This is a genomic window from Candidatus Paceibacterota bacterium, assembly GCA_035546035.1.
In the GTDB taxonomy this organism is placed as follows: Bacteria; Patescibacteriota; Minisyncoccia; order Phycocordibacterales; family UBA6065; genus UBA6065.
Window position 1 is genome coordinate 105,484 of the sequence record DASZXC010000008.1, and the last position, 19,307, is coordinate 124,790.

Here is a 19,307-nt window from a genome sequence, read left to right on the forward strand (position 1 = left end):
CACTGCTACTGTATAGTGCGCACCTGGAGAATGCGGTCGAGCAAGAATTTAAGGCCGTTTTCAGAGGTCGTGACGATAATCGTGTCTTTGTCGGCGAATGCATATGCGAGCACGAGGCGTCCCGTCGTGTCTTTGAGCGTCCTCACGTCCGTATTCGATATGACGACGTCGTCGAAATTATCGGCGAGCGAATTCGAATTTATTTCCGGATACGTGATTCGGATGAGAGGCATCATGTCCTGGCCGAGATCCCTTTCCCAGTCGAGCATGCCGGAAAAGGCGTTCTGGAAGAACGTGTTCTTAAGGATGATGAACGGCACCTGCTTGTCGTATGAATAGAGGCCGACCATATACTGGTCTCCGAGCGATCGGAGGAGCCTGCTCGGTATATGCGTCGAATCGAATACGTCCGCGACCGGTTCCTGCGATGCCGCCGTGGCTGACGTGACCGGGATGAGAGCGAACACGTTCCCGACGCCGGGATTTGCCGCGTTCAGCCTTGCTCCCATAAGCTCGAGCGGATCATTGTCGCGATCGTTAGGGTCGAGGACAATGATCGAAGCCTGTGAATACGGGACGATCGGGGCATATGAGACGGTCGGTGCGGGTGCGGCAGATTTAGCCTTTCCTCCTGTCGAAGAGAACCAGATATACCAGCCGCCCGCTATGAACAATATGAGTATGATGACGATGCCGATGAAGAGCCCTGTCTTCGGGCGCTTCTCCTGTTCGTATCGTATGGGCTGCGCATCGCGCTTGTTCTGTTCGGCAACGGCTATGCCTATTTTCGACATGCCGCCGTATTTTACCGCCTCTTCGGCATCGGTCCGGTATGTCCGGATCGGCTTTATAGAAGGATCATTCTGGCCCGGTGCTATCGGCGCGGGGCCTGTGGGCGCGAAAGGGTTTTTTTGAGGAGCGGTCTCGAAAGAGGATCGATATGCTTCTGCCTTCGGAATCGAAGGCGCCGGAGCGACGGGTGCCTGTGCCGGTTTCGGAGGTTCCTCGTCGATTTGTACCGTTCGGCTGACGGGAGCCGGTTCTGTTTCCTCGTCGAGAGCCGGTTCGGCTACAGGGATCTCTTTCGGTATCTCGGGCTTGTCGAATTCGTTGTCGAGGGCGCGGCTCGTGCCCACGATGTCTATCCCTTCCGCCTGGAGGTCTTCGTTCTTTGATGGGGTATTCGTGTTTTCTGGGTCCATATAGATATTATACGTCAGAAAGGTGTTACCATTATAGGGAATCCGCACTTCAACTCCCAAATTCTCGTTGCCGTGAAATCGTTGAAACCTTCTCCTGTTCTTTCGAACATATCGCTCGGTCTCTTCGAAGGGGTCCTCGTCGCAGTGCTCCTCTTCTTTGCCAAGACGTCCGTGACGGGTCTCCATGACTGGTTTATTGCCGTCGACGCGGCAGTCATCTTTCTTATCGTGGTCATATCTAATAACGTCCACAAGCTCGTCATCTGCGATAGCCCCGTTCCCTCGCGGAACCGCTTCCTCGAGTCGCTCTTCGGGATCGCCGCATGCATGGGCTCGACGATCGTCATCCTCACGTTCTTCGATCGCCATATCTGACCATATGCAAAACAGCCTGGAATTCCCAGGCTGTTTTTCTTCTACCTCCCTTATTGCTGGATCTTTCGGATCACTTTTCGCATGCCGCTCTGCTCTTTGCGACTGCCGTCGCGGCCTGAATCCTTGTGGCCTCCCCCGCGACGCGCGCCATATGAGCCGAGGACATATCGTCCCGGATCCTCGTCGAGGTCGATAAAATCGTCGGCTGCTTCCTTAAGCTTGCCCGACGCGGACTTGCCGAAGGTGACGACTTCAACTTGGCAGCCGTTCATCTTGAGGTATTCGACGAGCGGGACGAAGTCGCCGTCGCCCGAAGCGAGCACGACCACGTCGAGCTTCGCCGAAAGCTTCACTGCGTCGATAGCGAGACCGACGTCCCAGTCTGCTTTTTTAGAGCCCGACGAGAAGATCTGGAGATCTTTCGTCTTGGTTTCGATACCGATCTTATTAAGCGCGTCGAAGAAGCCGCTTTCCTCGCCCGATTCTGTCGTGATGACGTATGCGATGGCGCGGACGAGCTGGCGTTCGCCGACGGCGTCTTTGAGGACGTTGTCGAAGTTAACGCGGCCATGATGGAGGTTCTTGGCGCTGTGATAGAGGTTCTGCGCGTCGATAAAAACGCCGACGCGCTGTTCTTTGTGTTTGATGATTGCCATAAAAATTGTGGCTAATATATAAAAAACCGAATAAATACCATGCCCCAAACGACGCTTCCGCCAAGAAGGCGGAAGTGAGGATTCTTATTTCTTGAGCTCGAGCTTCTTCGAGATCGCCGCATACCTCTTTGGATGCTTCTTCTGGAGGTATTTGATGTGGGTCTGGCGATCCGCGACCATGGAGAGGAGTCCCCTGCGGGAATGCCTGTCCTTGTCGTGCTTCTTGAGATGGCGCGCCAATTCCTCGATTTTCGAGGTGAGGAGCGCGATCTGAACTTCAGGAGAACCCGTGTCCTTGTCGTGGACGGCCGAGTTTTTGATCACTTTTGTCTTCTTGGTCGTTGAAAGCATGGTTCTGAAAGGATAGCACATATATATTGAAAATGCAAGCTTTTTATTGGCTTTTATCGCCGCGCGGGCCTATAATGGCCCTGGATCTGTTCGATAACACAGGCTGTTTCCATAGACGGGGAGATAAGTCCGAAAAACACGTAGGTACCCATGAACCCCGGCTGTTCATGGGGCCTGCGGCGTATCAGGTAGTTGGCGCGGGTAACGGCCCACCAAGCCTATGACGCGTAGCTCGTCTGAGACGACGATGAGCCACTTCCCTAATAAGGCTGGACCCACCTCTTCCATAGGGAAGGCGTGACGGTAGAAATGACCCAGCTGGCTCTACACGGTTTCGTGGGGCTTAAGGAAACTTCCTCTCGGCGTTCGAATCCGGGAGACTAGACACCTCCCATTTGTAACGATTTGTTTGCCGGTTCGTACGGAACCAAGGCCCTGCCATGCGAAAGCGCGGCAGGGTTCTTATTTTTGCTATAATATTGTGCGACATGGCATCTCTCAAAGAATTAAAGACGCAGTTTCTCGAATACACTGAAATAGAAAAAGGCCGCAGCCTGCTTACGGTCCGAAATTATGATCGGTATATCAGCAGGTTCCTTATCTTCTTGAAGAAAGACTCCCCTTCCGACATCACCGATGCGTCCGTGCGCGAATTCCGTCTGTGGCTCAATCGCCAGTCTACGGGAAACAACAAAAGGACGGGCGATACTTTGAAAAAAAAGACGCAGAACTATTATCTGATCGCTCTGCGCGCGTTCCTGAAATATCTGGCGCGGCAGGGCGTGAAATCGCTCGCGCCCGAACGCATCGAATTGGCGAAAGTCAGCGAACGCCATATCGAGTTCATGACGAATGAAGAGCTGCATCGCCTGCTCGAGGCGCCGCTGATGACGGGCGAAACAGGGAATAACCTCCGCGCTCAAAAGAATGAGAAGGCAAAAAAAGCCAATGATATAAAGGTTTTACGAGACAGCGCCATGCTGCAGCTCCTGTTCTCGACCGGTTTGCGCGTGTCCGAGCTCTGTTCCCTCTCGCGCGATGTAGATCTGTCCGCCGATGAGATATCGATTCGAGGAAAAGGCGATAAGGTCCGCGTCGTCTTTCTTTCCGACAAAGCCAAATCGACGCTCAAAGCATATTTGGACAAGCGCGACGACATGGATGACGCTCTCTTCGTGAAAGCGGGCGCTGAAAAGCGATCCAAAGGCCGCGGCGATAATGAATCGACCGCGCTCACGACCCGTTCCGTCGAGCGTATCGTCAAACAATATGCGTCGAAGGCCGGCATCATGACGAAACGCGTGACGCCTCACGTTATCCGCCATTCGTTTGCGACCGATCTGTTGTCGAATGGCGCGGATCTGCGATCGGTGCAGGAGTTGCTGGGTCACTCGAATATCGCTACAACTCAAATCTATACGCATGTGACCGACAAACATCTGCGAAATATCCATAAACAGTTTCACAACAAGAAGAGATGATGACCCGATCTGAATAATAAAACAGCCCCAGATCGCTCCGGGGCGCCCTCGAATTGGCCATTCGAGGGATTTCGGATGTGTCCCAGTTAAGATGAACACACATCCGTCCATGGTAATACGACCGGTCACTTCAAAAAGTTTCTATATTGAATGATATAGTTGAGAGCATGAAAATCATCTCTTGGAACGTGAACGGTATCCGCGCCAATATCAAAAAAGGCGGCTTCGACTGGATGCTCGCGCAGAATGCCGATATCTTTTGCTTTCAGGAGACCAAGGCGCATCCGGAACAGCTTCCGCCTGAAGTCGTTATGCCTCACGGCTATGTCTCCTATTTCGACCATTCGAAAGCGCGCAAGGGCTATAGTGGCGTCGCTGTATATGTAAAGTCGACGATCAAAGTCGAGAAAGCCGAATATGGTTTCGGTATCCCTGAATTGGATCAGGAAGGACGTCAGATAACCTTGTTTTTCAAGCCTGATTCGGCAAAAGGCGCCCAGAAATGGGCTTTTATAAACATATATTTCCCTAACGGAGGCGGCGGCCCGGAGCGATTAGCCTACAAACTGCGATATTATGGCGCTTTTTTGACGTATATCGAGAAAATCCGTAAAAGCGGCTACTCGATCGTGTTTACTGGAGATGTGAATACGGCCCACACAGAAATCGATCTGGCGCGGCCGAAAGAGAATGCCGAGAATACCGGCTTTCTCCCTATCGAGCGCGCATGGATAGATAAAGTGATCGCCGCGAAATACGTCGATACCTTCCGTCACCTGAATCCGGGAAAGACGGGAGCCTATACCTATTGGGATATGAAGACGTTCGCGCGCGAAAGGAATGTCGGATGGCGCATCGATTATTTTTTCGTGAGCGAAGACATTGTCCCGAAGGTAAAAAAATCGGAGATGCTTTCCGACATCCTCGGATCGGACCACTGCCCTCTCTTTCTTAATGTGGCTTTGTAAGGCGCTATGGCTGAGTGTCCTTTATAAGAGACACAAGTGATTTGCGTTATCCCCAACCCTTGTCCTTTACATGTCCTTGATGACTGCTAAAATTATCTCAGGACAGATCTTTCAAATAGTTGGTTGATCGTTAAGGTTTTGGTTTCGAGATCGCAAGGTCTCTTACTCTTTGAGCGTCGAGCATCATTTGCTCCGCTCGCTATCTAAAAAGATCTCTCAGACGAGCACAGATGACGCCCCATTCAAAAGGCGACATCATACAATATTTTGCGCGCCTACCTTGTGGGTTTGCGCATTTGTGTTCATCAAGCGATCCTTTTAGGAACCGCTTGGGCAACACAACTGCGCAAGCGGTTTTTTGTTCGGGGAATAAGACCGATAGGCACAAAAAATGGCCATGTAAGGCCATTATTTTACTCCGTGTTTGCCGCGTATTTTAGCTATCTCTTCTTCTTCGGCGCGGGCTTTCTTATCCTTTCCTATCGCCGCGAGCTTAGCCAGTTCGGTTTCAGGAAGCTTAGCGAGTTCGACGGCTTTCTTTTCGAGGAATTCTTTCGTATTCAATTTCGCTTCGTCGAGGACTTCTTCGAGAAGCGCGTTCAAGATGAGCCCGATCTTCGGGCCCGGTTCGATTCCTGTTATCTCCATCAATCGCTTGCCGTCTATTTTGAGCATGCCGACCGATATCGGATCCCGAAGGGCTTCCTCGATCATGGCTTTATATTTGCGGAGCCTATACGGATTTTCCTTTGGACGACCTGAGCCGATACGATCGCATGTACGGACATCCATAAGATCCCAAATATGGTCTTTGCCCACGTTCACGATCATACGCCGAACCGCCGAAAGGCTTATCTGCTCGGTATCCGAGAAAAACATATGCCAGCGGACGAGTTTCACGACATCGTCTATCATTTTCTTCGAGAAATTGAGGTTTCGGAGGATTTTCTCGGTCATTCGGGCACCCACTACCTCGTGGCCGTAGAACGTATATTGATTTGTTTCATGTGAAAACCTGCGGGTTGCTGGTTTGCCGATATCATGAAAAAGCGCCGCAAGCCTTATTTCAAGGCTCGATTTCTTATCGGCGGCATGCTGTATCGTGTAGAGCAGATGATTCCAGACGTCATAAATATGGATTCCCTTCTGCTCTATGCCGAAGCTCTCTTCAAATTCCTTGGCTATGAATGAAAGGATTCCAAGGTCTTTGCAGAGTTCAAGGGCCTTTTTAGGGGCATTCGACATGACGATCCGAACGAATTCATCGCGAATACGCTCTTTAGCTATATGGCTTAACAGATTCGAGTGGGTTTTAAGGGCTTCCAGAGTCTCTTTTTCGATTTCGAAATCCAATTCCGCAGCTATCCTGACGGCTCTCATGATACGAAGGGCGTCTTCCCTAAAGCGCTCTCCCGGGTTCCCTACGGTCCGTATAAGTCGATTTTTAAGGTCTCTTTGACCATCAAAGAGATCAGTAATGTTTCCCGTGAAACTCTCCCCCTTCCCCTTTTTGCTGATCTTTAGAGCAAGCGCGTTTATAGTGAAATCCCGCCGCTGAAGATCGTCCTCGAGTTTGTCGCTAAAAGACACGGCATCGGGACGGCGCTTGTCCGAATATCCGAATTCGAGCCTGAACGGCGTCACTTCGACGACCTCGAGCCGTTTGTCTCTGGTTTCGTCGTTCACGACGCCGACGGTGCCGAAATCGTTTTCATAGAATGTATGGGAAAACGCGGAGGTTATCTTTTCCGGAATGGCGTCAGTCGTCACGTCCCAGTCTTTCGGTTCGCGACCGAGGATAAGATCGCGCACGCAGCCGCCGACCAGAAAGGCCTGAAAGCCCTGTTTTTCAAGGGTTTCTGCGACATGAGAAACTTCGTCCGGTATAGTGTAAGTAGCCCCCTTCTCTTTCATGTTAATGCCCAGTTTACTATATTTTTTTGATTTCCGCGCCATTTCACGTATGATGAACGCATTGCTCCCGTGGTGAAATGGATATCATACCGGTCTTCGGAACCGTTGTTGGGGGTTCGAATCCCTCCGGGAGCACAGGTAGTTTGAAATAGAGAGGTTATAGTGTATATTGATTCCACTGCGGGTATCGTTTAGTGGTAGGACACGTCCTTGCCAAGGATGAGGTGAGAGTTCGATTCTCTCTACCCGCACCTAGTTAACAAAGAGCGCCTTGTAAGGCGCTCTTTGTTTTGTCCTTTATACAATTTGAAACAAATCTCTTTCCCGTCTCGTATCAGTGACTTCCCTTAAAGCTCTCAACAAAGGCGTTTTGTGGAAAAGTGGGGATAACCCTGGGGATTATGTTTAAAAGACACACCTGAAATAGGCCTATAAATCGTTGTCCTTTGTCCTTATAAACGCTCAACAGAGCCATAAAAGAGAAAATTACCTGATCAGTGCAAAAGCTCATGTTTATGTTTCATAAGAAACATAGTAACTGATGTTTCATGTGAAAATTCATCAAAAATTCATGCTCTTTCAGCATGATATTTCCATGAAAGTATTCACATCTGATGCTCAAAAGAAAGGAAAGATCGGCGAAGACGCAGTTTGTACGTATTTAACCAATCAGGGTTTCTTGATCGTGGAAAAGAATTTCACCCGAGCATGGGGAGAAATAGATATAGTTGCTCGAAAGGGAGGAGTAACGCATTTTATCGAGGTCAAAGCTGTTACACATGAAAACACAGGCCTTAGACCCGAAGATCAAATGCATAGCCTTAAACAAAAAAAGCTCCGTCGAATGATCGAAACCTATATTACGGGGCGCAGGATAGGGGACTGGCAGTTCGACGTAGCCTGCGTGTACCTCGATATGCAAGAGAGAAGAGCCAGAATAAAGATGCTTTCGGACATTATTCTGGCCTGATTTGGGCAAAACCTTAGCCTTTTTTAACGTTTATGCTAGTATGTCTTGGTCTAAAGATAACGGGGCGTGGTGTAACGGCTAACATGCTTGACTTGGGATCAAGTGACTCTGGGTTCGAATCCCAGCGCCCCGACACGAAATAGCTCACGTGGCCAGTTCAAAGCGATTTACGAGGACGATAGAGGACTTTACGTGCGAACATTGCGGCGCCGCAGTGATAGGAAACGGCTATACCAATCATTGTCCGAAATGCCTGTGGTCAAAGCACGTAGACAGGAATCCGGGCGATAGGCTTGCTGCATGCGGCGGCATGATGGAGTCTGTCCTGGCTGAAAAAGAGAGAAGCGATTACGTGATCACGCATAGATGCGCTGTCTGTGGTTTCGAGCGCAGGAACAAGCTCCAGAAAGGAGACGATTTCGACGCATTCGTCGCGATCTCTAAAAAGTCTTCGGAAAGAAAGTAGTCAAGCGGTGTTTCGGTCGGCGAAAATCGTCTGGTTTGACTTAATTTTTAAAAATGACCGAATATTTTTTGTGGTGAAAGAAAATTTGCCCAGGTTCGAACGTCGGCGGGCCTTTCCCGGCAGGCTTTGAGATAAAGAAACAAAGATTGATTAATGTCAATCGTCTGGGTGTGCTTTGACAGGGCAGGGGGAAGCGTGACTCTTTTGAAAAAAACGGCAGGGAAGGGCGTATAAATATATGTGAAAGGAGGGGACGCCCTTCTTTCGAAAAGGTCTGGTTTTAACAAATACAATTCAAGACTATGATCCGACTCAACGAAGGAGGCAATCCAAACAACCCTAACGACAAGAAGAAGCCTCCAATGCCTCAGCAGTAAGGTCTTAAGAGCAGCGCCTGCGGGCGCTGTTTTTGTTTGTCACAAAAGCAAATAAATAGAAAAGCCTGCCGAACTATGCTAGATTGAGTCTCATTGCGGGCGTAATTTAGTGGTAGAATGACTGCCTTCCAAGCAGTAAGTCCGGGTTCGATTCCCGGCGCCCGCACAACTAAGGCCGATGCGGAGGCCTCATAATTCTCCGTAAGATGATGGATTGAAAAACGTCTCAAAAATTGATAGTATACAAACATGATTGCTTTGCCTGAAACAAGCTATAAAAAAGCGACCCAGGCCCTGAACTTCCTCGCCCGAAAGAAAGACGGAAAGATCAATAAGATGAAGGCTATTAAGCTGATCTATCTTGCTGATCGTCTGCACATCCGTAAATATGGCCGTCCGATCATTGGGGATATGTATTGGGCGATGAAAATGGGCCCGGTCGGCTCTCAAGTTAAGAGAGCAGCAGAACTTTCGAATATGTCGGAAGGTGCTTTATCGTATGCAAAAAAATACATACAGCCTGCAGATGAAAAGAAACACTATGTCACTTCGGTTAAGCCTGTTGATCTTGATGTTTTCTCAAAGACCGATCTTGAATGTTTGGAAGCTGTATATGGACAATTTTCCGACAAGGATCAATTTGAACTCCGAGATATAACTCATCAATATCCTGAATGGTCAAAACATGAGCGTTATCTCAAATCTGGTAAGAAACGAGTGCAAATGGATTATGAGGACTTTTTCTCAAGCACGGAGAAGGATGACCCTTTGTTTGCGGAAAATAAATCAGATCTCGCGCTTGCAAAGGAAACTTTTGATGAAATGAAGGAAGTTTCGAAATTCTTTGCCCGCTAACTACTGAAATGCGATGGATATTCCGATCAAGGTGCGAGTGTCGCTATGCATAGAACAAGGATCGGTATTCAATTTCTTCATAGACCACAACGATTCAAAGCGCCAATCGAAAAATCGCTATTTCGTAGTGATGAACAAAAATCCGAAGACCGATACGCTTCTCATTCTTGTTACATCCACCACGCAAGCCGTCAAGAAGCGAGAATTTGTGAAGAGGGCTGGTATTAGTGAGAAGACTATCGTGTCGGTTACACCGCAGGAGTATGGTGTATTTTCTGCCGAAAGTGTTTTTAATTGTAACGAAGTATTCGAAATATCTATGAATGATCTCATCAGAAAAATCGAAGACACCGGATCAATGAATTATCCGAAAATGGACGATGGTGCTATTACAAAAATTATTGCGGGGATAAAAGAAAGCCCGAGCGTATCAGAGATAAATAAGAAACTTTTATAGCTATATTGAGGTCCAACTTACAGCACGGAGATGCTATAAATATTCAGTCTTCATAAAACCATTATTTTATGGTATATTTCGGCTAACGTGATTACTAAAGAGAAAGTCTTAGAGGAAATAAAAAGAACCGCAAAAGAGAATGGCGGAGTGCCTTTAGGTACGAGCAGATTCGAAAAAGAGACTGGTATAAAACCACACGAATGGGGTAAATATTGGGCAAGAATTGGAGACGCTCAAAAAGAAGCCGGCCTTTCTCCTAACCAGCGACAAGGAGCGTACGAGGATGCTTTTATATTTGATCAAATAATAAAGCTCATCCGAAAGCTGGGAAAGTTCCCAACGGTTAGGGAGTTCATCCTAGAGAAAAACAACAATCCGGAATTTCCCTCTGCTGGAGGAGCCTTGAAACGTCTTGGTGGGCAAGAACAGATAGCGTCTAAAATAATCGAGTATTGCAAAGACAAAGAGGGTCATGAAGACATTGTAGAATTATGTACAGCAATCGTTGGAGATTCCAAGAATAGCGAGAGTGAGGAGACGGATGGTGAACAGGTTATCATCGGCTCTGTTTACCTTTTCAAACACGGCAAATATTACAAAATTGGTAAGTCGAACGACACCGTTCGGCGGGGCAACGAGTTAAGAATTCAGCTTCCAGAAAATCTTGATCTGATACACGAGATAAAAACAGACGATCCAAGCGGCATTGAAGCCTATTGGCACAAACGTTTTGGGTTGAAGAGAATGAACGGTGAATGGTTCGATTTGAATTCGTCTGATGTTAAAGCTTTCAAACGGTGGAAACGGATATGTTGATGCCCTATGCGGAGGCCTCAAGAATAATAGGCTGATATTCCCAACAAAGCCTTACAAGGCTTGATTAGAAAAAGTTCGATTCCCATTTGGGGCACCAAAGCAAAAAACCGCCCGGGGGCGGTTTTTTTGTGAAGTAGCAGTAAGGTCTTATTTGACTGCGTCCTTGAGAGCCTTTGCGGCGCGGAACTTCGGAACCTTCATCGCAGGGACCGAGATCGTCTCGCCGGTGCGAGGATTTCGAGCCTGGCGAGCCTTGCGGGTCTTTACAGAGAAGATGCCGAGGCCTGCGATCGATACTTCCTCGCCTTTCTTGAGGCCGGAAACGATCGAATCGAAAACCTTGTCTACAACCTGTTCTGCCTGGACCTTCGTGGTGTTGAGCACTCCGTGGACTGCTTCAACGATTGCTGCTTTGTTCATCTGTTATAAATAACGCTGCTAATTGACCGCTCCAGTATATATAAAGCCATTTTTTGGGGCAAGCAACGAAAATACGGCTCTGTCGGGAACCTGTTGATAGGAAATAGCCTTAATAATGAGAATGCCGAGAAACGGCCTTGTGAGGCCGTTTAACGTGCGAATTCCACGACACGCGATTCGCGTATGACCGTGACTTTGATCTCTCCCGGATATTTGAGATCTTTTTCGATCTTATCCGCGATGCCGCGGCCCATATTTTTGGCTTCGATGTCGGAAACCTCTTCGGGCTTCACGAAAACGCGTATCTCGCGGCCCGCTTGGAGCGCATATGCTTTCTCGACGCCCTTGAACCCGGCGGCGATCGCCTCCAAATCCTGCAATCGCTTGAGATAATTTTCGACGGAATCGCGGCGCGCGCCCGGTCGAGAACCGGAAATAGCATCGGCTGTCTGGACGATGACAGATTCGATGGTTTCATATGGGTATTCTTCATGATGGGCCTGCATAGCCTTGATTATGGCCTCGTCAGCGCCGAATTTCTGCAGGATTCGACGGCCTATTTCCACATGCGTGCCTTGGACTTCATGGTCCAAAGCCTTGCCGATGTCATGAACGAGGGCTCCGGCCTTGGCTATCTGGACATTCGCGCCCAATTCTTCGGCTATCATGCCAGCGATGTGCGCCATTTCAACCGAATGGGCGAGGACGTTCTGCCCGTACGACGTTCGGAAATGAAGGCGGCCCAAAATCGATATGATGCGGGGGTCGAGGTTCATGACGCCGACTTCGAATGCGGCGTGCTCGCCTTTTTCCTTTATGACCTTATTTATGTCTTCCTTGGCCTTTTCGACGAGCTTTTCGATCTTTGCAGGCTGGATGCGCCCGTCGGCGATGAGCGATTCAAGCGCCATTTTAGCGACCTGGCGCCGAACAGGATCGAAAGAGGAGAGGGTAATAGTGCCCGGAGTGTCGTCGACGATCACTTCGACGCCCGTTACGCGCTCGAAGCTCTTGATATTCCGGCCTTCCTTGCCGATGATCTTGCCTTTGATCTCTTCCGAAGGAATGGTGATGGAAGTCGAGAACACGTCGGCCGCGACGGAGTTTCCGAGGCGCTGGATCGCGGTCGAGAGGATGTCTTTCGCGCGCATCTCGAGCTTTTCCTGGTTCGCGGTCTCCATTTTATTCATCCGAATGAGAAGATCATCGGAATATTTCTCTTCTATGTCTTTGACCAGGTCTTCGCGCGCCTGCGCTTCAGAGAGTCCGGCAACGCGTTCGAGGGCGGCGCTTCGCTCGCCCAAAAGGGTATCGGCCTTGTCTTTGATCGTCTTGATTTCAGCTATTTTCGATTTAAGGCTCTCGACTTCGTTGTCTATGTCTTTCTGTCGTTTATCCAAGGCATCCTCGCGCTTCAAAAGGCGCTCTTCGGACGCTTTCATCTTTTCTTCCTTTTCTTTTGTTTCCTCGCGAAGCGTCTTCAAGGTCTCGGCCGCTTCCTGTTCGGCTTTGAGTACGACTTTCTTGGCCGCCTCTTCGGCGTCCATTTCCATCTTTTTTATTTCCAGCTCCATCGAGCCCTTCTTTCCGAGGGAAATGATGAGGCGCAGGTAATAGCCCAAAGCGATTCCTACGAGGCCTGCCGCGCTCGCGAGGAATATGACTATCGTAAGTGACATTATGTTAAGCGGCGGCCGTCTTTCGAGATCTGGATGAAGTGCTGATGACTAGGATTTTCAGAGGGTGAGAGCGGCGGGACAAAGGCGATTCGGGAGGGAATTCAAGAAGAGCGGGAAAGCAGCAACCGGAATTTAAAGTGGTAACAACGTCATAGTACATATAAGAGCGCGTTTAGGCAAATAAAAAGACTCCGGAACAATCCCGCCAAGCCCTGGGATATTTCGGAGCCTTCTTACTTGTCTAGGAAAGTATCTTGTCTATGATGCCGTACTTTTTCGCTTCGTCCGCGTCCATGAAGAAATCGCGCTCGACGTCCTTTTCGATCTGGGCGAGAGGTCGGCCTGTATATGACGAGAGCATTTTGTTGAGGTTCTCGCGCGTCTTGAGGATGTGCTTCGCGGTGATGGCGATATCCGATGCCTGGCCTTCGACTCCGCCGAGCGGCTGATGGATCATAACTTCGGCATTCGGGAGCATGAAGCGCTTTCCCTTCTTGCCTGCGGCGAGAACGACTGCCGCGCCCGATGCGGCGATGCCGACGCAATACGTCGCGACATCGTTTTTGATGAGATTCATCGTGTCCACCATAGCGAGAGTTGCCGTGACCGAACCGCCCGGAGAGTTCACATAGAGGTGGATGTCTTTTTTAGGATCCTCCGACTGGAGGAAGAGGAGCTGGGCGATGACCGTGTTCGCGACATGGTCATCGATCGGTCCGGAGAGGAATATGATGTTCTCCTTGAGGAGGCGCGAATAGATGTCGTACGCGCGCTCGCCAAGGTTCGTTTTTTCTATGACGGTAGGGATGAGAATGGACATGGTTTTTTGATTACTGATATCGGAACAATATACAAAAACAGAAATGAGCGCAACACAAGTTCCCAGCGCGAGCGGAAGGAGTACACTCTAATCATTGTGAGGTTGCATCGTTTTTACGTTCGTTATGCAATCTTTGCGGAGAAAGATAATACCCTCTCCGATCCAGAGCTCGCTCACCAGCTGAGGCGCGTTTTCAGGTTACAGGCTGGGGATAAGGCTGTTTTCTTTGATGGATCGGACGTAGAACACGTTTCAGAGATCGTTTCTCTTTCAAAGGACATGGTGCTGTTTCGCGTGATTGAAACGCGGCCCGTGCAACATGTTCCACAGCGGAACGTTGCTCTGGCTTTGTCGTTGATAAAAAAGGACAATTTCGAATTGGTCGCCCAAAAATGTACGGAAATCGGCGTGTCAGAGTTCATTCCTCTCGTCTCGGAGCGAAGCGAGAAGAAGGCTCTTAATATGAAGCGGCTCAAAAAGATCGTCATCGAAGCTTGCGAGCAATCAGGAAGGGGAGCGATCCCTCTCGTTCGCGAGCCTGTCGCTCTCGAAGATTTTTTGAACGCTGAGCCGAGGAACGTCGTCGCGTTCCACACTGACGGCGAGAAGGCCAAGACCGATGTCTTTGAAATAGACAATGTCGTCCTCTGCATCGGACCGGAAGGCGGATGGAGCGATACCGAGACGGAGCTTTTCAGATCGCGCAAAGCGGCGCTCGCAAAACTCGATCTTCCGATTCTTCGTGCCGAGACCGCTGCGATCGTCGTCGCAACACTCTTTCTCTATCGATCGTAGTATCAGAGCGGCAGTGCCGCTTACTTTAATCAATCGATCGAATATATGGCTGATCCAGACAAAATAGCCGATGCGGAGAAAGCATCGAAGGAAGCCGACAAAGATGCGGCTGATGCGAAGGCGGATCTCGCCAAAGCGAAGTCTGACGACGCAAAAGAAAAAGCAGACCAGGCCCGCGACGAAGCCGACGCGAAGAAAGAATAAAAAACAGCGCCCAGATAAAGGCGCTGTTTTCCTACTTCTGCTTCTCTAAGAATTCGAACACCGCCTGATTGAGGAATATGTGCTCGAAGTACGATCGCGCTCGGTTCGGATCTACGTCCTTGTGGTGTTCCGACGCATGTTTCGCTTCGGCTTCGACTTTCGCTTTGTCCGCAGAGATCTTTTCCTCTTTGGCTACATGCGAAAGGATGAGGTCGAGCTTGACTCTCTTCGACGCGTCAGCGCGCCATTCCTTTCGGAGGTCATCAGCCGTCTTGTTGAGGTGCTTGAGGTAGTCTTCGAATTTGAGCCCCATGCGCTCGATATCGTGCCTCATCTGTTCGGTCATGCGGCCGAGCTCCGATTCGATAAGGATGTCGGGAATAGCGACGTCCAGGTCTTTGGTGAGGGCGTCTACGAGCTCGATGCGCTTCTTCTCCATGGCGCGGTGCTCCTTCTCGAGCTTGATGTTCTCGCGGAGCTTTTCCTTGAAATCGGCGACGTCTTTGAACTCGCCCCATTTCTTGACCGACTCGTCGGTGACTTCGGCCGTGCCGGTCCGTTTCTTTATATCCTCGATCGCTTTCTCTACGTCGGCGTCCGCAACGGTTACGGGCTCGGCTTTCTTCGCATTCTCTTTCGCGGAGATCTTTTTGTAATCGAATGCCGTTATTTCAGGGACGGTCGCGCTCACGATCGTGAATTCGAGAGGATTGCCTTCCGCGATCTTGGTGATCGAGACTTTAGGATAGCCGACGACGTCGAGCTTTTCTGCTTCGATGATGTGGCCGTACGCGTGAGAGATGGCATGTTCCGCCGCTTCTTTCAAGAGCGCCGCTTCGCCGATCTTCTCCCGAACTAATTTTTCCGGAGCCGTTCCTTTGCGGAAGCCGGGAAGCTCCATGTCTTTCTTTATATGAGAAAGGGTGTCTTTGACCGCTTCTGCGAATTCAGCCGCGGAGATCTGGCTCTGTATCTCGACTTCGCTCGTTTTCGGGAGCTTTTTGACCGATGCTTTGTACGAATGATGGTGTGCCATATGTTGTGTGTTTCCGAAGTCTATCCGCAAAGGCAGTTTTTGTCTATGAAAAGCCCTGCTCCTCTTATTAAGAGGAGCAGGGCTTTCTTTAAATCCTAGATTCCCGATACGTCCGGAGCGGAATTCGGCGCGCGAAGGTCGCTTTCGAGAGAATCGAGATCATCCGAAGACGATACGGGAGCTATCGTAGCGGCCGCGTTCTCGGTCGGCTTCATGGCGATCTTGCCGCCCCAGAAATACAGACCGGTCGTGATAACGATGACGACTATGACGATGAGGCTTATCATCGGAGCGACTGATCGTTTCTTTTCCATGGATATTCTCTAATGTGGATAATCTAGCTCTTCTTCACCGATATCTCGGCGGTCCTCATATCCGTAACGACTTGGAGGAGCGCTTTCTGCGCCGCATCTATCGCGGCCTGGGCGTCTTTGACCGCGGCCTTTATCTCCGTCGAGGCGTCGGCAGACGACGCGTCTATGGATGCAAGGGCAGAGATCTTTGCATCGGCGCCATTCATGGCCGTGATCGCGAGGTCGAGGCTCGCCTGCGCCTTCGAGACGTCCGCGCCTGCCTCGGAGAGCTTGTCCATGCGGCTGTCTATCTTTTCCTTGATCTCGTCGAGGCGGCTCGATTCCGCTGCCAAGTGGGTTTGGGCATTCTTAAGCGTCTCGTTTATGCGAGCGACCTTGATTTCAGCCGTAGTCGACGCGCGTTTCTGGGCGAGAGCTTCCTTTCGGACCTCGATCTCCGCCTTGAGCTCCGATCGTTTGTCCTGGATCGCTTCTTTTGCCTCTACGCGGACCTCTTTGATCTCGGCGCGGGTAGTCGAGGCGATCGTTTTGAGCGCAGGCCTCATGGCAGGGACAGGCCTGATCGCTTCCTGCGCATGGGCAACGGGCGTCCCTGCGAGCGAAAGGGCCAAAGCCGAGCCTAAAATAATGGTTTTCTTCATATTTTTATGGGGGATGAGCGCTTTTCCAGGGAAAAATGCTACCGGAGGATTATAGCACGGTCATAAGAAAACCGCCTCGGATGATGATCTGGAGGCGGTTTTCCGCGAACAGGTCCTTATTTCTTGGCTTTTGCGCCCTTGTTCGCCTTTTTATAGAGCTCGATGGCCTCTTTGAATGCGGCGATCGCCTCTTTCTTGCCTTTGTAGTGCTTTACGATTACTTCCTTGTTCTGAAGCTTCTTATACGTCGAGTAGAAGTGCTCGATCTCGAGAAGCGTGTGCTTGTTAAGGTCGGCGAGGTCCTGAACGTCGTTCCAGCGAGGGTCGTCGCACGGGACCGCAATCAATTTGTCGTCTCGGTCGCCCGAATCGGTCATATGAAGGAGAGCGACGGGGCGCACGCGGACCAAAACGCCCGGGAAGAGGGCGTGGGTCGTGAGGAGCACGACGTCGAGAGGATCGCCGTCATGCCAGAGGGTCTGTGGGACGAAGCCGTAGTCGTACGGGAAGTCTTGCGCGGTATGGAGGACGCGGTCGAGGGCGATGAGGCCTGTCGCCTTGTCTATCTCGTACTTGTTCTTAGAGCCTTTAGGGATCTCGACGATGACGTTGATCGAATCGTCGGTGCCCGGCGCTATGGAATGAAGGATGTTCATATGATCTGGTTAAAGTCCTATTCAGTCGATGCTTCTTCCGCCGCGTCTTCGGCTGCCGAAGATTTCTCGCCGCCGATAGGGCGGATGTCTATCTTCCAGCCGGTCAGCTTTGCGGCGAGGCGCACGTTCTGTCCGCCCTTGCCGATAGCGAGCGACTGCTGGTCGTCGGCGACTTCGACCGTCGCGGTCTTCGACGCCTCGTCCAAAGCTATGGAAGAGACCTTCGCAGGGGAGAGCGAGTCCTGGATAAACTTCTTGGTGTCTGGAGACCACTCGATGATATCAATCTTCTCGCCGCCGAGCTCCGACGTTACGGTCGTGACGCGGACGCCGCGCTGGCCGACGAGGGAGCCGATAGGGTCGATATGGGAGTCGTTCGACATAACGGCAATCTTGGATCGCGAGCCTGCTTCGCGGGCCACAGCCTTTACTTCTACGGTCTTGTTAGCGATCTCGGGGGCCTCTATTTCAAAAAGCTTTTCGAGGAATTTCGGATGCGATCGCGAGAGCTTGAGGAATACGCCGCGAGGGGACTCTTCGACGCGGAAGAGATATGCGCGGATGCGCTCGCCCTGCTTGTAGTGCTCGCTTCGGATCTGTTCTTCGAAAGGAAGCACGCCCATGGCGCGGCCCATGTCTATGAATATCGTGCCGCGCTCGATGCGCTGGACGGTGCCCGATACTATGTCGCCTTCGCGCTTGCCGTATTCGCCGAGGACCGAGACCTTTTCAGCCTCGCGTATCTTCTGGATGATGACCTGCTTCGCGGTCTGAGCGGCGATGCGGCCGAAATCTTCCTTCGGCTCGAGAGGGAAGAGCATCTCTTCGTCGAGGACGGCGTTCTTCTTGATGAGGCGCGCTTCGTCGATCCAGATATGATGCTCCGGGTTGTAGCGGACGCGCTCGTCGTCCGCGGCGAGCTCCGGCATCTCCTCTTCTTCAGGGATATCGAGGACCTTGGTGTCATCCACGACGATTTTCACCTGAAAGAATTCGGTCGCGCCCGTGCTCAAATCGAACGTCGCGCGCACGATCTGTCCCCGCTTGCCGTATTCTTTCTTATATGCGGTCGCGAGAGCCATCTCGATAGCCTCGATGATCTTCTCTTTCGGTATGCCACGCTCCTCCTCGAGCTGGCCGAGGACGGAATGAATCGTTTTAAGGTCGAAAAGCATTTTTTCTGCTATAAGGGCTTTTAATAAAGAAAGTCCGCCCCCATGGACGAACTGCGCGGACTTCTCTGATATTTCTATCATATCACTTCGCCGAAATATGTCAAATCGAATTCCGGCACCCGTAAGGGATGCTTTCATGCGTATAGTACAATATATGTATGAAAGCATTTGCCGCCCTCTTGTTCATACTGCTTGTCTGTGCGGGAGCCTATTATTTCTTCATGAATACGACGCTTTTCGATACATCGTATCAGTCTCTCGACCTCGGTATACGCTTTAGCCACGCTTCAGATCTCCTCGTCCGCAATTCAGCTAACGGCGACGGCCTCGATATCAGTGATTCTTCCTTGGACAAAGAAGTCGTCCTTATACGCCGTTACAGGAACGATACGTTTCCCGGAGAGGACATCTCTTTCCGCATCGCGAGGGAATTCGGCTCTAACATGTTCGACGAAAAGGACGCTACATTCAATCATATAGACGGCCTGGCATTTGAATGGCAGGGAGAAAAAGGTCGGGAAAGCGCGTTCGCATTCCAGTCGGGGCTCTATGACATCGTCGTCTCTACCTTCGGCATGCCCGATCGAAACGTTGCCAGGTACGCGAACGGGGTCTTGGGCTCTCTCGAGATCGTAGACGCTCGCCCTGATACAGGGGAGTTCTAGGATTGACGGCTGCA

22 protein-coding genes, 4 tRNA genes, 1 pseudogene and 1 other annotated feature are annotated in these 19,307 nt (G+C 50.6%); of the genes and pseudogenes, 15 read left to right on the forward strand and 12 right to left on the reverse strand.

The window, feature by feature from the left end; genetic code table 11:
• Nucleotides 1–5: 5 nt before the first annotated feature.
• On the reverse strand, nt 6–1,202 hold the full coding sequence (locus tag VHE10_01865; protein ID HVU06514.1) for a hypothetical protein: 1,197 nt from the start codon (nt 1,200–1,202) through the stop codon (nt 6–8).
• A 72-nt stretch (nt 1,203–1,274) separates the two neighbouring features.
• Between VHE10_01865 and VHE10_01870 the strand changes: the two genes are divergently transcribed.
• Nucleotides 1,275–1,577, forward strand: coding sequence for a hypothetical protein (locus VHE10_01870; protein HVU06515.1), 303 nt, complete (start codon nt 1,275–1,277; stop codon nt 1,575–1,577).
• A gap of 158 nt (nt 1,578–1,735) precedes the next feature.
• Here the strand turns inward: VHE10_01870 and VHE10_01875 are convergent.
• Together VHE10_01875 and rpsO are read right to left on the reverse strand one after the other, a co-directional pair.
• Nucleotides 1,736–2,233 (reverse strand): annotated as a pseudogene (locus VHE10_01875) (NYN domain-containing protein).
• Nucleotides 2,234–2,317: 84 nt separating this feature from the next.
• Complete coding sequence (rpsO, locus tag VHE10_01880; GenBank protein HVU06516.1) at nt 2,318–2,584, reverse strand: 30S ribosomal protein S15; 267 nt, start codon at nt 2,582–2,584, stop codon at nt 2,318–2,320.
• Nucleotides 2,585–2,715: 131 nt separating this feature from the next.
• Nucleotides 2,716–2,838: a sequence feature (16S ribosomal RNA rRNA prediction is too short), on the forward strand.
• Between the two features lie 234 nt (nt 2,839–3,072).
• Between rpsO and xerA the strand changes: the two genes are divergently transcribed.
• Both xerA and VHE10_01890 read left to right on the forward strand, forming a co-directional pair.
• Nucleotides 3,073–4,065, forward strand: coding sequence for a site-specific tyrosine recombinase/integron integrase (gene xerA, locus VHE10_01885; protein ID HVU06517.1), 993 nt, complete (start codon nt 3,073–3,075; stop codon nt 4,063–4,065).
• 167 nt (nt 4,066–4,232) lie between these two features.
• Nucleotides 4,233–5,033 (forward strand): exodeoxyribonuclease III, encoded by an 801-nt coding sequence (locus VHE10_01890; GenBank protein ID HVU06518.1) that lies wholly within the window; start codon nt 4,233–4,235, stop codon nt 5,031–5,033.
• 408 nt (nt 5,034–5,441) lie between these two features.
• Here the strand turns inward: VHE10_01890 and VHE10_01895 are convergent, their stop codons facing one another.
• Nucleotides 5,442–6,947: an HD domain-containing protein gene (locus tag VHE10_01895; GenBank protein HVU06519.1), complete on the reverse strand. Its 1,506-nt coding sequence runs from the start codon at nt 6,945–6,947 to the stop codon at nt 5,442–5,444.
• Nucleotides 6,948–7,010: 63 nt separating this feature from the next.
• On the opposite strand from VHE10_01895, the gene VHE10_01900 reads away from it, so the two are divergent.
• The 9 genes from VHE10_01900 to VHE10_01940 all read left to right on the forward strand — a co-directional run bounded on the left by VHE10_01900 (nt 7,011) and on the right by VHE10_01940 (nt 10,888).
• A tRNA-Arg gene (locus VHE10_01900) sits at nt 7,011–7,082 on the forward strand.
• Between the two features lie 45 nt (nt 7,083–7,127).
• Nucleotides 7,128–7,198 (forward strand) — tRNA-Gly (locus tag VHE10_01905).
• Between the two features lie 344 nt (nt 7,199–7,542).
• Nucleotides 7,543–7,917, forward strand: a complete 375-nt coding sequence (locus VHE10_01910; GenBank protein HVU06520.1) for a YraN family protein — start codon at nt 7,543–7,545, stop codon at nt 7,915–7,917.
• Nucleotides 7,918–7,977: 60 nt separating this feature from the next.
• A tRNA-Pro gene (locus VHE10_01915) sits at nt 7,978–8,050 on the forward strand.
• A gap of 15 nt (nt 8,051–8,065) precedes the next feature.
• Entirely contained in the window at nt 8,066–8,383 is a 318-nt protein-coding gene (locus VHE10_01920) for an RNHCP domain-containing protein (protein ID HVU06521.1), read from the forward strand.
• A gap of 472 nt (nt 8,384–8,855) precedes the next feature.
• Nucleotides 8,856–8,926 (forward strand) — tRNA-Gly (locus tag VHE10_01925).
• An 83-nt stretch (nt 8,927–9,009) separates the two neighbouring features.
• Nucleotides 9,010–9,615, forward strand: coding sequence for a Panacea domain-containing protein (locus tag VHE10_01930; GenBank protein HVU06522.1), 606 nt, complete (start codon nt 9,010–9,012; stop codon nt 9,613–9,615).
• A 13-nt stretch (nt 9,616–9,628) separates the two neighbouring features.
• Nucleotides 9,629–10,072, forward strand: a complete 444-nt coding sequence (locus VHE10_01935; GenBank protein HVU06523.1) for a hypothetical protein — start codon at nt 9,629–9,631, stop codon at nt 10,070–10,072.
• Between the two features lie 87 nt (nt 10,073–10,159).
• Nucleotides 10,160–10,888: a GIY-YIG nuclease family protein gene (locus tag VHE10_01940; GenBank protein ID HVU06524.1), complete on the forward strand. Its 729-nt coding sequence runs from the start codon at nt 10,160–10,162 to the stop codon at nt 10,886–10,888.
• A gap of 147 nt (nt 10,889–11,035) precedes the next feature.
• Here the strand turns inward: VHE10_01940 and VHE10_01945 are convergent, their stop codons facing one another.
• The 3 genes from VHE10_01945 to VHE10_01955 all read right to left on the reverse strand — a co-directional run bounded on the left by VHE10_01945 (nt 11,036) and on the right by VHE10_01955 (nt 13,807).
• On the reverse strand, nt 11,036–11,308 hold the full coding sequence (locus VHE10_01945) for an HU family DNA-binding protein (protein HVU06525.1): 273 nt from the start codon (nt 11,306–11,308) through the stop codon (nt 11,036–11,038).
• A 149-nt stretch (nt 11,309–11,457) separates the two neighbouring features.
• On the reverse strand, nt 11,458–12,987 hold the full coding sequence (gene rny / locus VHE10_01950) for a ribonuclease Y (protein ID HVU06526.1): 1,530 nt from the start codon (nt 12,985–12,987) through the stop codon (nt 11,458–11,460).
• Nucleotides 12,988–13,228: 241 nt separating this feature from the next.
• On the reverse strand, nt 13,229–13,807 hold the full coding sequence (locus VHE10_01955) for an ATP-dependent Clp protease proteolytic subunit (GenBank protein ID HVU06527.1): 579 nt from the start codon (nt 13,805–13,807) through the stop codon (nt 13,229–13,231).
• Between VHE10_01955 and VHE10_01960 the strand changes: the two genes are divergently transcribed.
• Together VHE10_01960 and VHE10_01965 are read left to right on the forward strand one after the other, a co-directional pair.
• Nucleotides 13,688–14,602 (forward strand): RsmE family RNA methyltransferase, encoded by a 915-nt coding sequence (locus VHE10_01960; GenBank protein HVU06528.1) that lies wholly within the window; start codon nt 13,688–13,690, stop codon nt 14,600–14,602. The genes VHE10_01955 and VHE10_01960 overlap by 120 nt on opposite strands.
• Nucleotides 14,603–14,647: 45 nt before the next feature.
• Nucleotides 14,648–14,806 (forward strand): hypothetical protein, encoded by a 159-nt coding sequence (locus VHE10_01965; GenBank protein ID HVU06529.1) that lies wholly within the window; start codon nt 14,648–14,650, stop codon nt 14,804–14,806.
• 31 nt (nt 14,807–14,837) lie between these two features.
• Here the strand turns inward: VHE10_01965 and VHE10_01970 are convergent, their stop codons facing one another.
• The 5 genes from VHE10_01970 to nusA form a co-directional block, all read right to left on the reverse strand.
• A complete protein-coding gene (locus VHE10_01970) occupies nt 14,838–15,842 on the reverse strand; it encodes a trigger factor (GenBank protein ID HVU06530.1) in 1,005 nt (334 codons plus the stop codon).
• A gap of 95 nt (nt 15,843–15,937) precedes the next feature.
• The gene (locus VHE10_01975) at nt 15,938–16,156 is read right to left on the reverse strand and encodes a hypothetical protein (protein HVU06531.1); all 219 of its coding nucleotides are present in this window, start codon (nt 16,154–16,156) and stop codon (nt 15,938–15,940) included.
• 23 nt (nt 16,157–16,179) lie between these two features.
• Complete coding sequence (locus tag VHE10_01980) at nt 16,180–16,797, reverse strand: hypothetical protein (protein ID HVU06532.1); 618 nt, start codon at nt 16,795–16,797, stop codon at nt 16,180–16,182.
• 116 nt (nt 16,798–16,913) lie between these two features.
• Entirely contained in the window at nt 16,914–17,453 is a 540-nt protein-coding gene (locus VHE10_01985; GenBank protein ID HVU06533.1) for an inorganic diphosphatase, read from the reverse strand.
• A gap of 17 nt (nt 17,454–17,470) precedes the next feature.
• A complete protein-coding gene (nusA, locus tag VHE10_01990; protein ID HVU06534.1) occupies nt 17,471–18,709 on the reverse strand; it encodes a transcription termination factor NusA in 1,239 nt (412 codons plus the stop codon).
• Between the two features lie 77 nt (nt 18,710–18,786).
• Here nusA and VHE10_01995 point away from each other — a divergent pair, with 77 nt between their 5' ends.
• A complete protein-coding gene (locus VHE10_01995) occupies nt 18,787–19,293 on the forward strand; it encodes a hypothetical protein (protein ID HVU06535.1) in 507 nt (168 codons plus the stop codon).
• Nucleotides 19,294–19,307: the final 14 nt, after the last annotated feature.

Coding starts and splice junctions, on each gene's coding strand:
- VHE10_01970 (HVU06530.1), bottom strand. CDS start 15,842: ATGGCACACCATCATTCGTACAAAGCATCGGTCAAAAAGCTCCCGAAA.
- VHE10_01890 (HVU06518.1), top strand. CDS start 4,233: ATGAAAATCATCTCTTGGAACGTGAACGGTATCCGCGCCAATATCAAA.
- rpsO (HVU06516.1), bottom strand. CDS start 2,584: ATGCTTTCAACGACCAAGAAGACAAAAGTGATCAAAAACTCGGCCGTC.
- xerA (HVU06517.1), top strand. CDS start 3,073: ATGGCATCTCTCAAAGAATTAAAGACGCAGTTTCTCGAATACACTGAA.
- VHE10_01895 (HVU06519.1), bottom strand. CDS start 6,947: ATGAAAGAGAAGGGGGCTACTTACACTATACCGGACGAAGTTTCTCAT.
- VHE10_01910 (HVU06520.1), top strand. CDS start 7,543: ATGAAAGTATTCACATCTGATGCTCAAAAGAAAGGAAAGATCGGCGAA.
- VHE10_01965 (HVU06529.1), top strand. CDS start 14,648: ATGGCTGATCCAGACAAAATAGCCGATGCGGAGAAAGCATCGAAGGAA.
- VHE10_01995 (HVU06535.1), top strand. CDS start 18,787: ATGAAAGCATTTGCCGCCCTCTTGTTCATACTGCTTGTCTGTGCGGGA.
- VHE10_01930 (HVU06522.1), top strand. CDS start 9,010: ATGATTGCTTTGCCTGAAACAAGCTATAAAAAAGCGACCCAGGCCCTG.
- VHE10_01980 (HVU06532.1), bottom strand. CDS start 16,797: ATGAAGAAAACCATTATTTTAGGCTCGGCTTTGGCCCTTTCGCTCGCA.
- VHE10_01975 (HVU06531.1), bottom strand. CDS start 16,156: ATGGAAAAGAAACGATCAGTCGCTCCGATGATAAGCCTCATCGTCATA.
- nusA (HVU06534.1), bottom strand. CDS start 18,709: ATGATAGAAATATCAGAGAAGTCCGCGCAGTTCGTCCATGGGGGCGGA.
- VHE10_01945 (HVU06525.1), bottom strand. CDS start 11,308: ATGAACAAAGCAGCAATCGTTGAAGCAGTCCACGGAGTGCTCAACACC.
- rny (HVU06526.1), bottom strand. CDS start 12,987: ATGTCACTTACGATAGTCATATTCCTCGCGAGCGCGGCAGGCCTCGTA.
- VHE10_01955 (HVU06527.1), bottom strand. CDS start 13,807: ATGTCCATTCTCATCCCTACCGTCATAGAAAAAACGAACCTTGGCGAG.
- VHE10_01960 (HVU06528.1), top strand. CDS start 13,688: ATGGTCATCGATCGGTCCGGAGAGGAATATGATGTTCTCCTTGAGGAG.
- VHE10_01935 (HVU06523.1), top strand. CDS start 9,629: ATGGATATTCCGATCAAGGTGCGAGTGTCGCTATGCATAGAACAAGGA.
- VHE10_01865 (HVU06514.1), bottom strand. CDS start 1,202: ATGGACCCAGAAAACACGAATACCCCATCAAAGAACGAAGACCTCCAG.
- VHE10_01985 (HVU06533.1), bottom strand. CDS start 17,453: ATGAACATCCTTCATTCCATAGCGCCGGGCACCGACGATTCGATCAAC.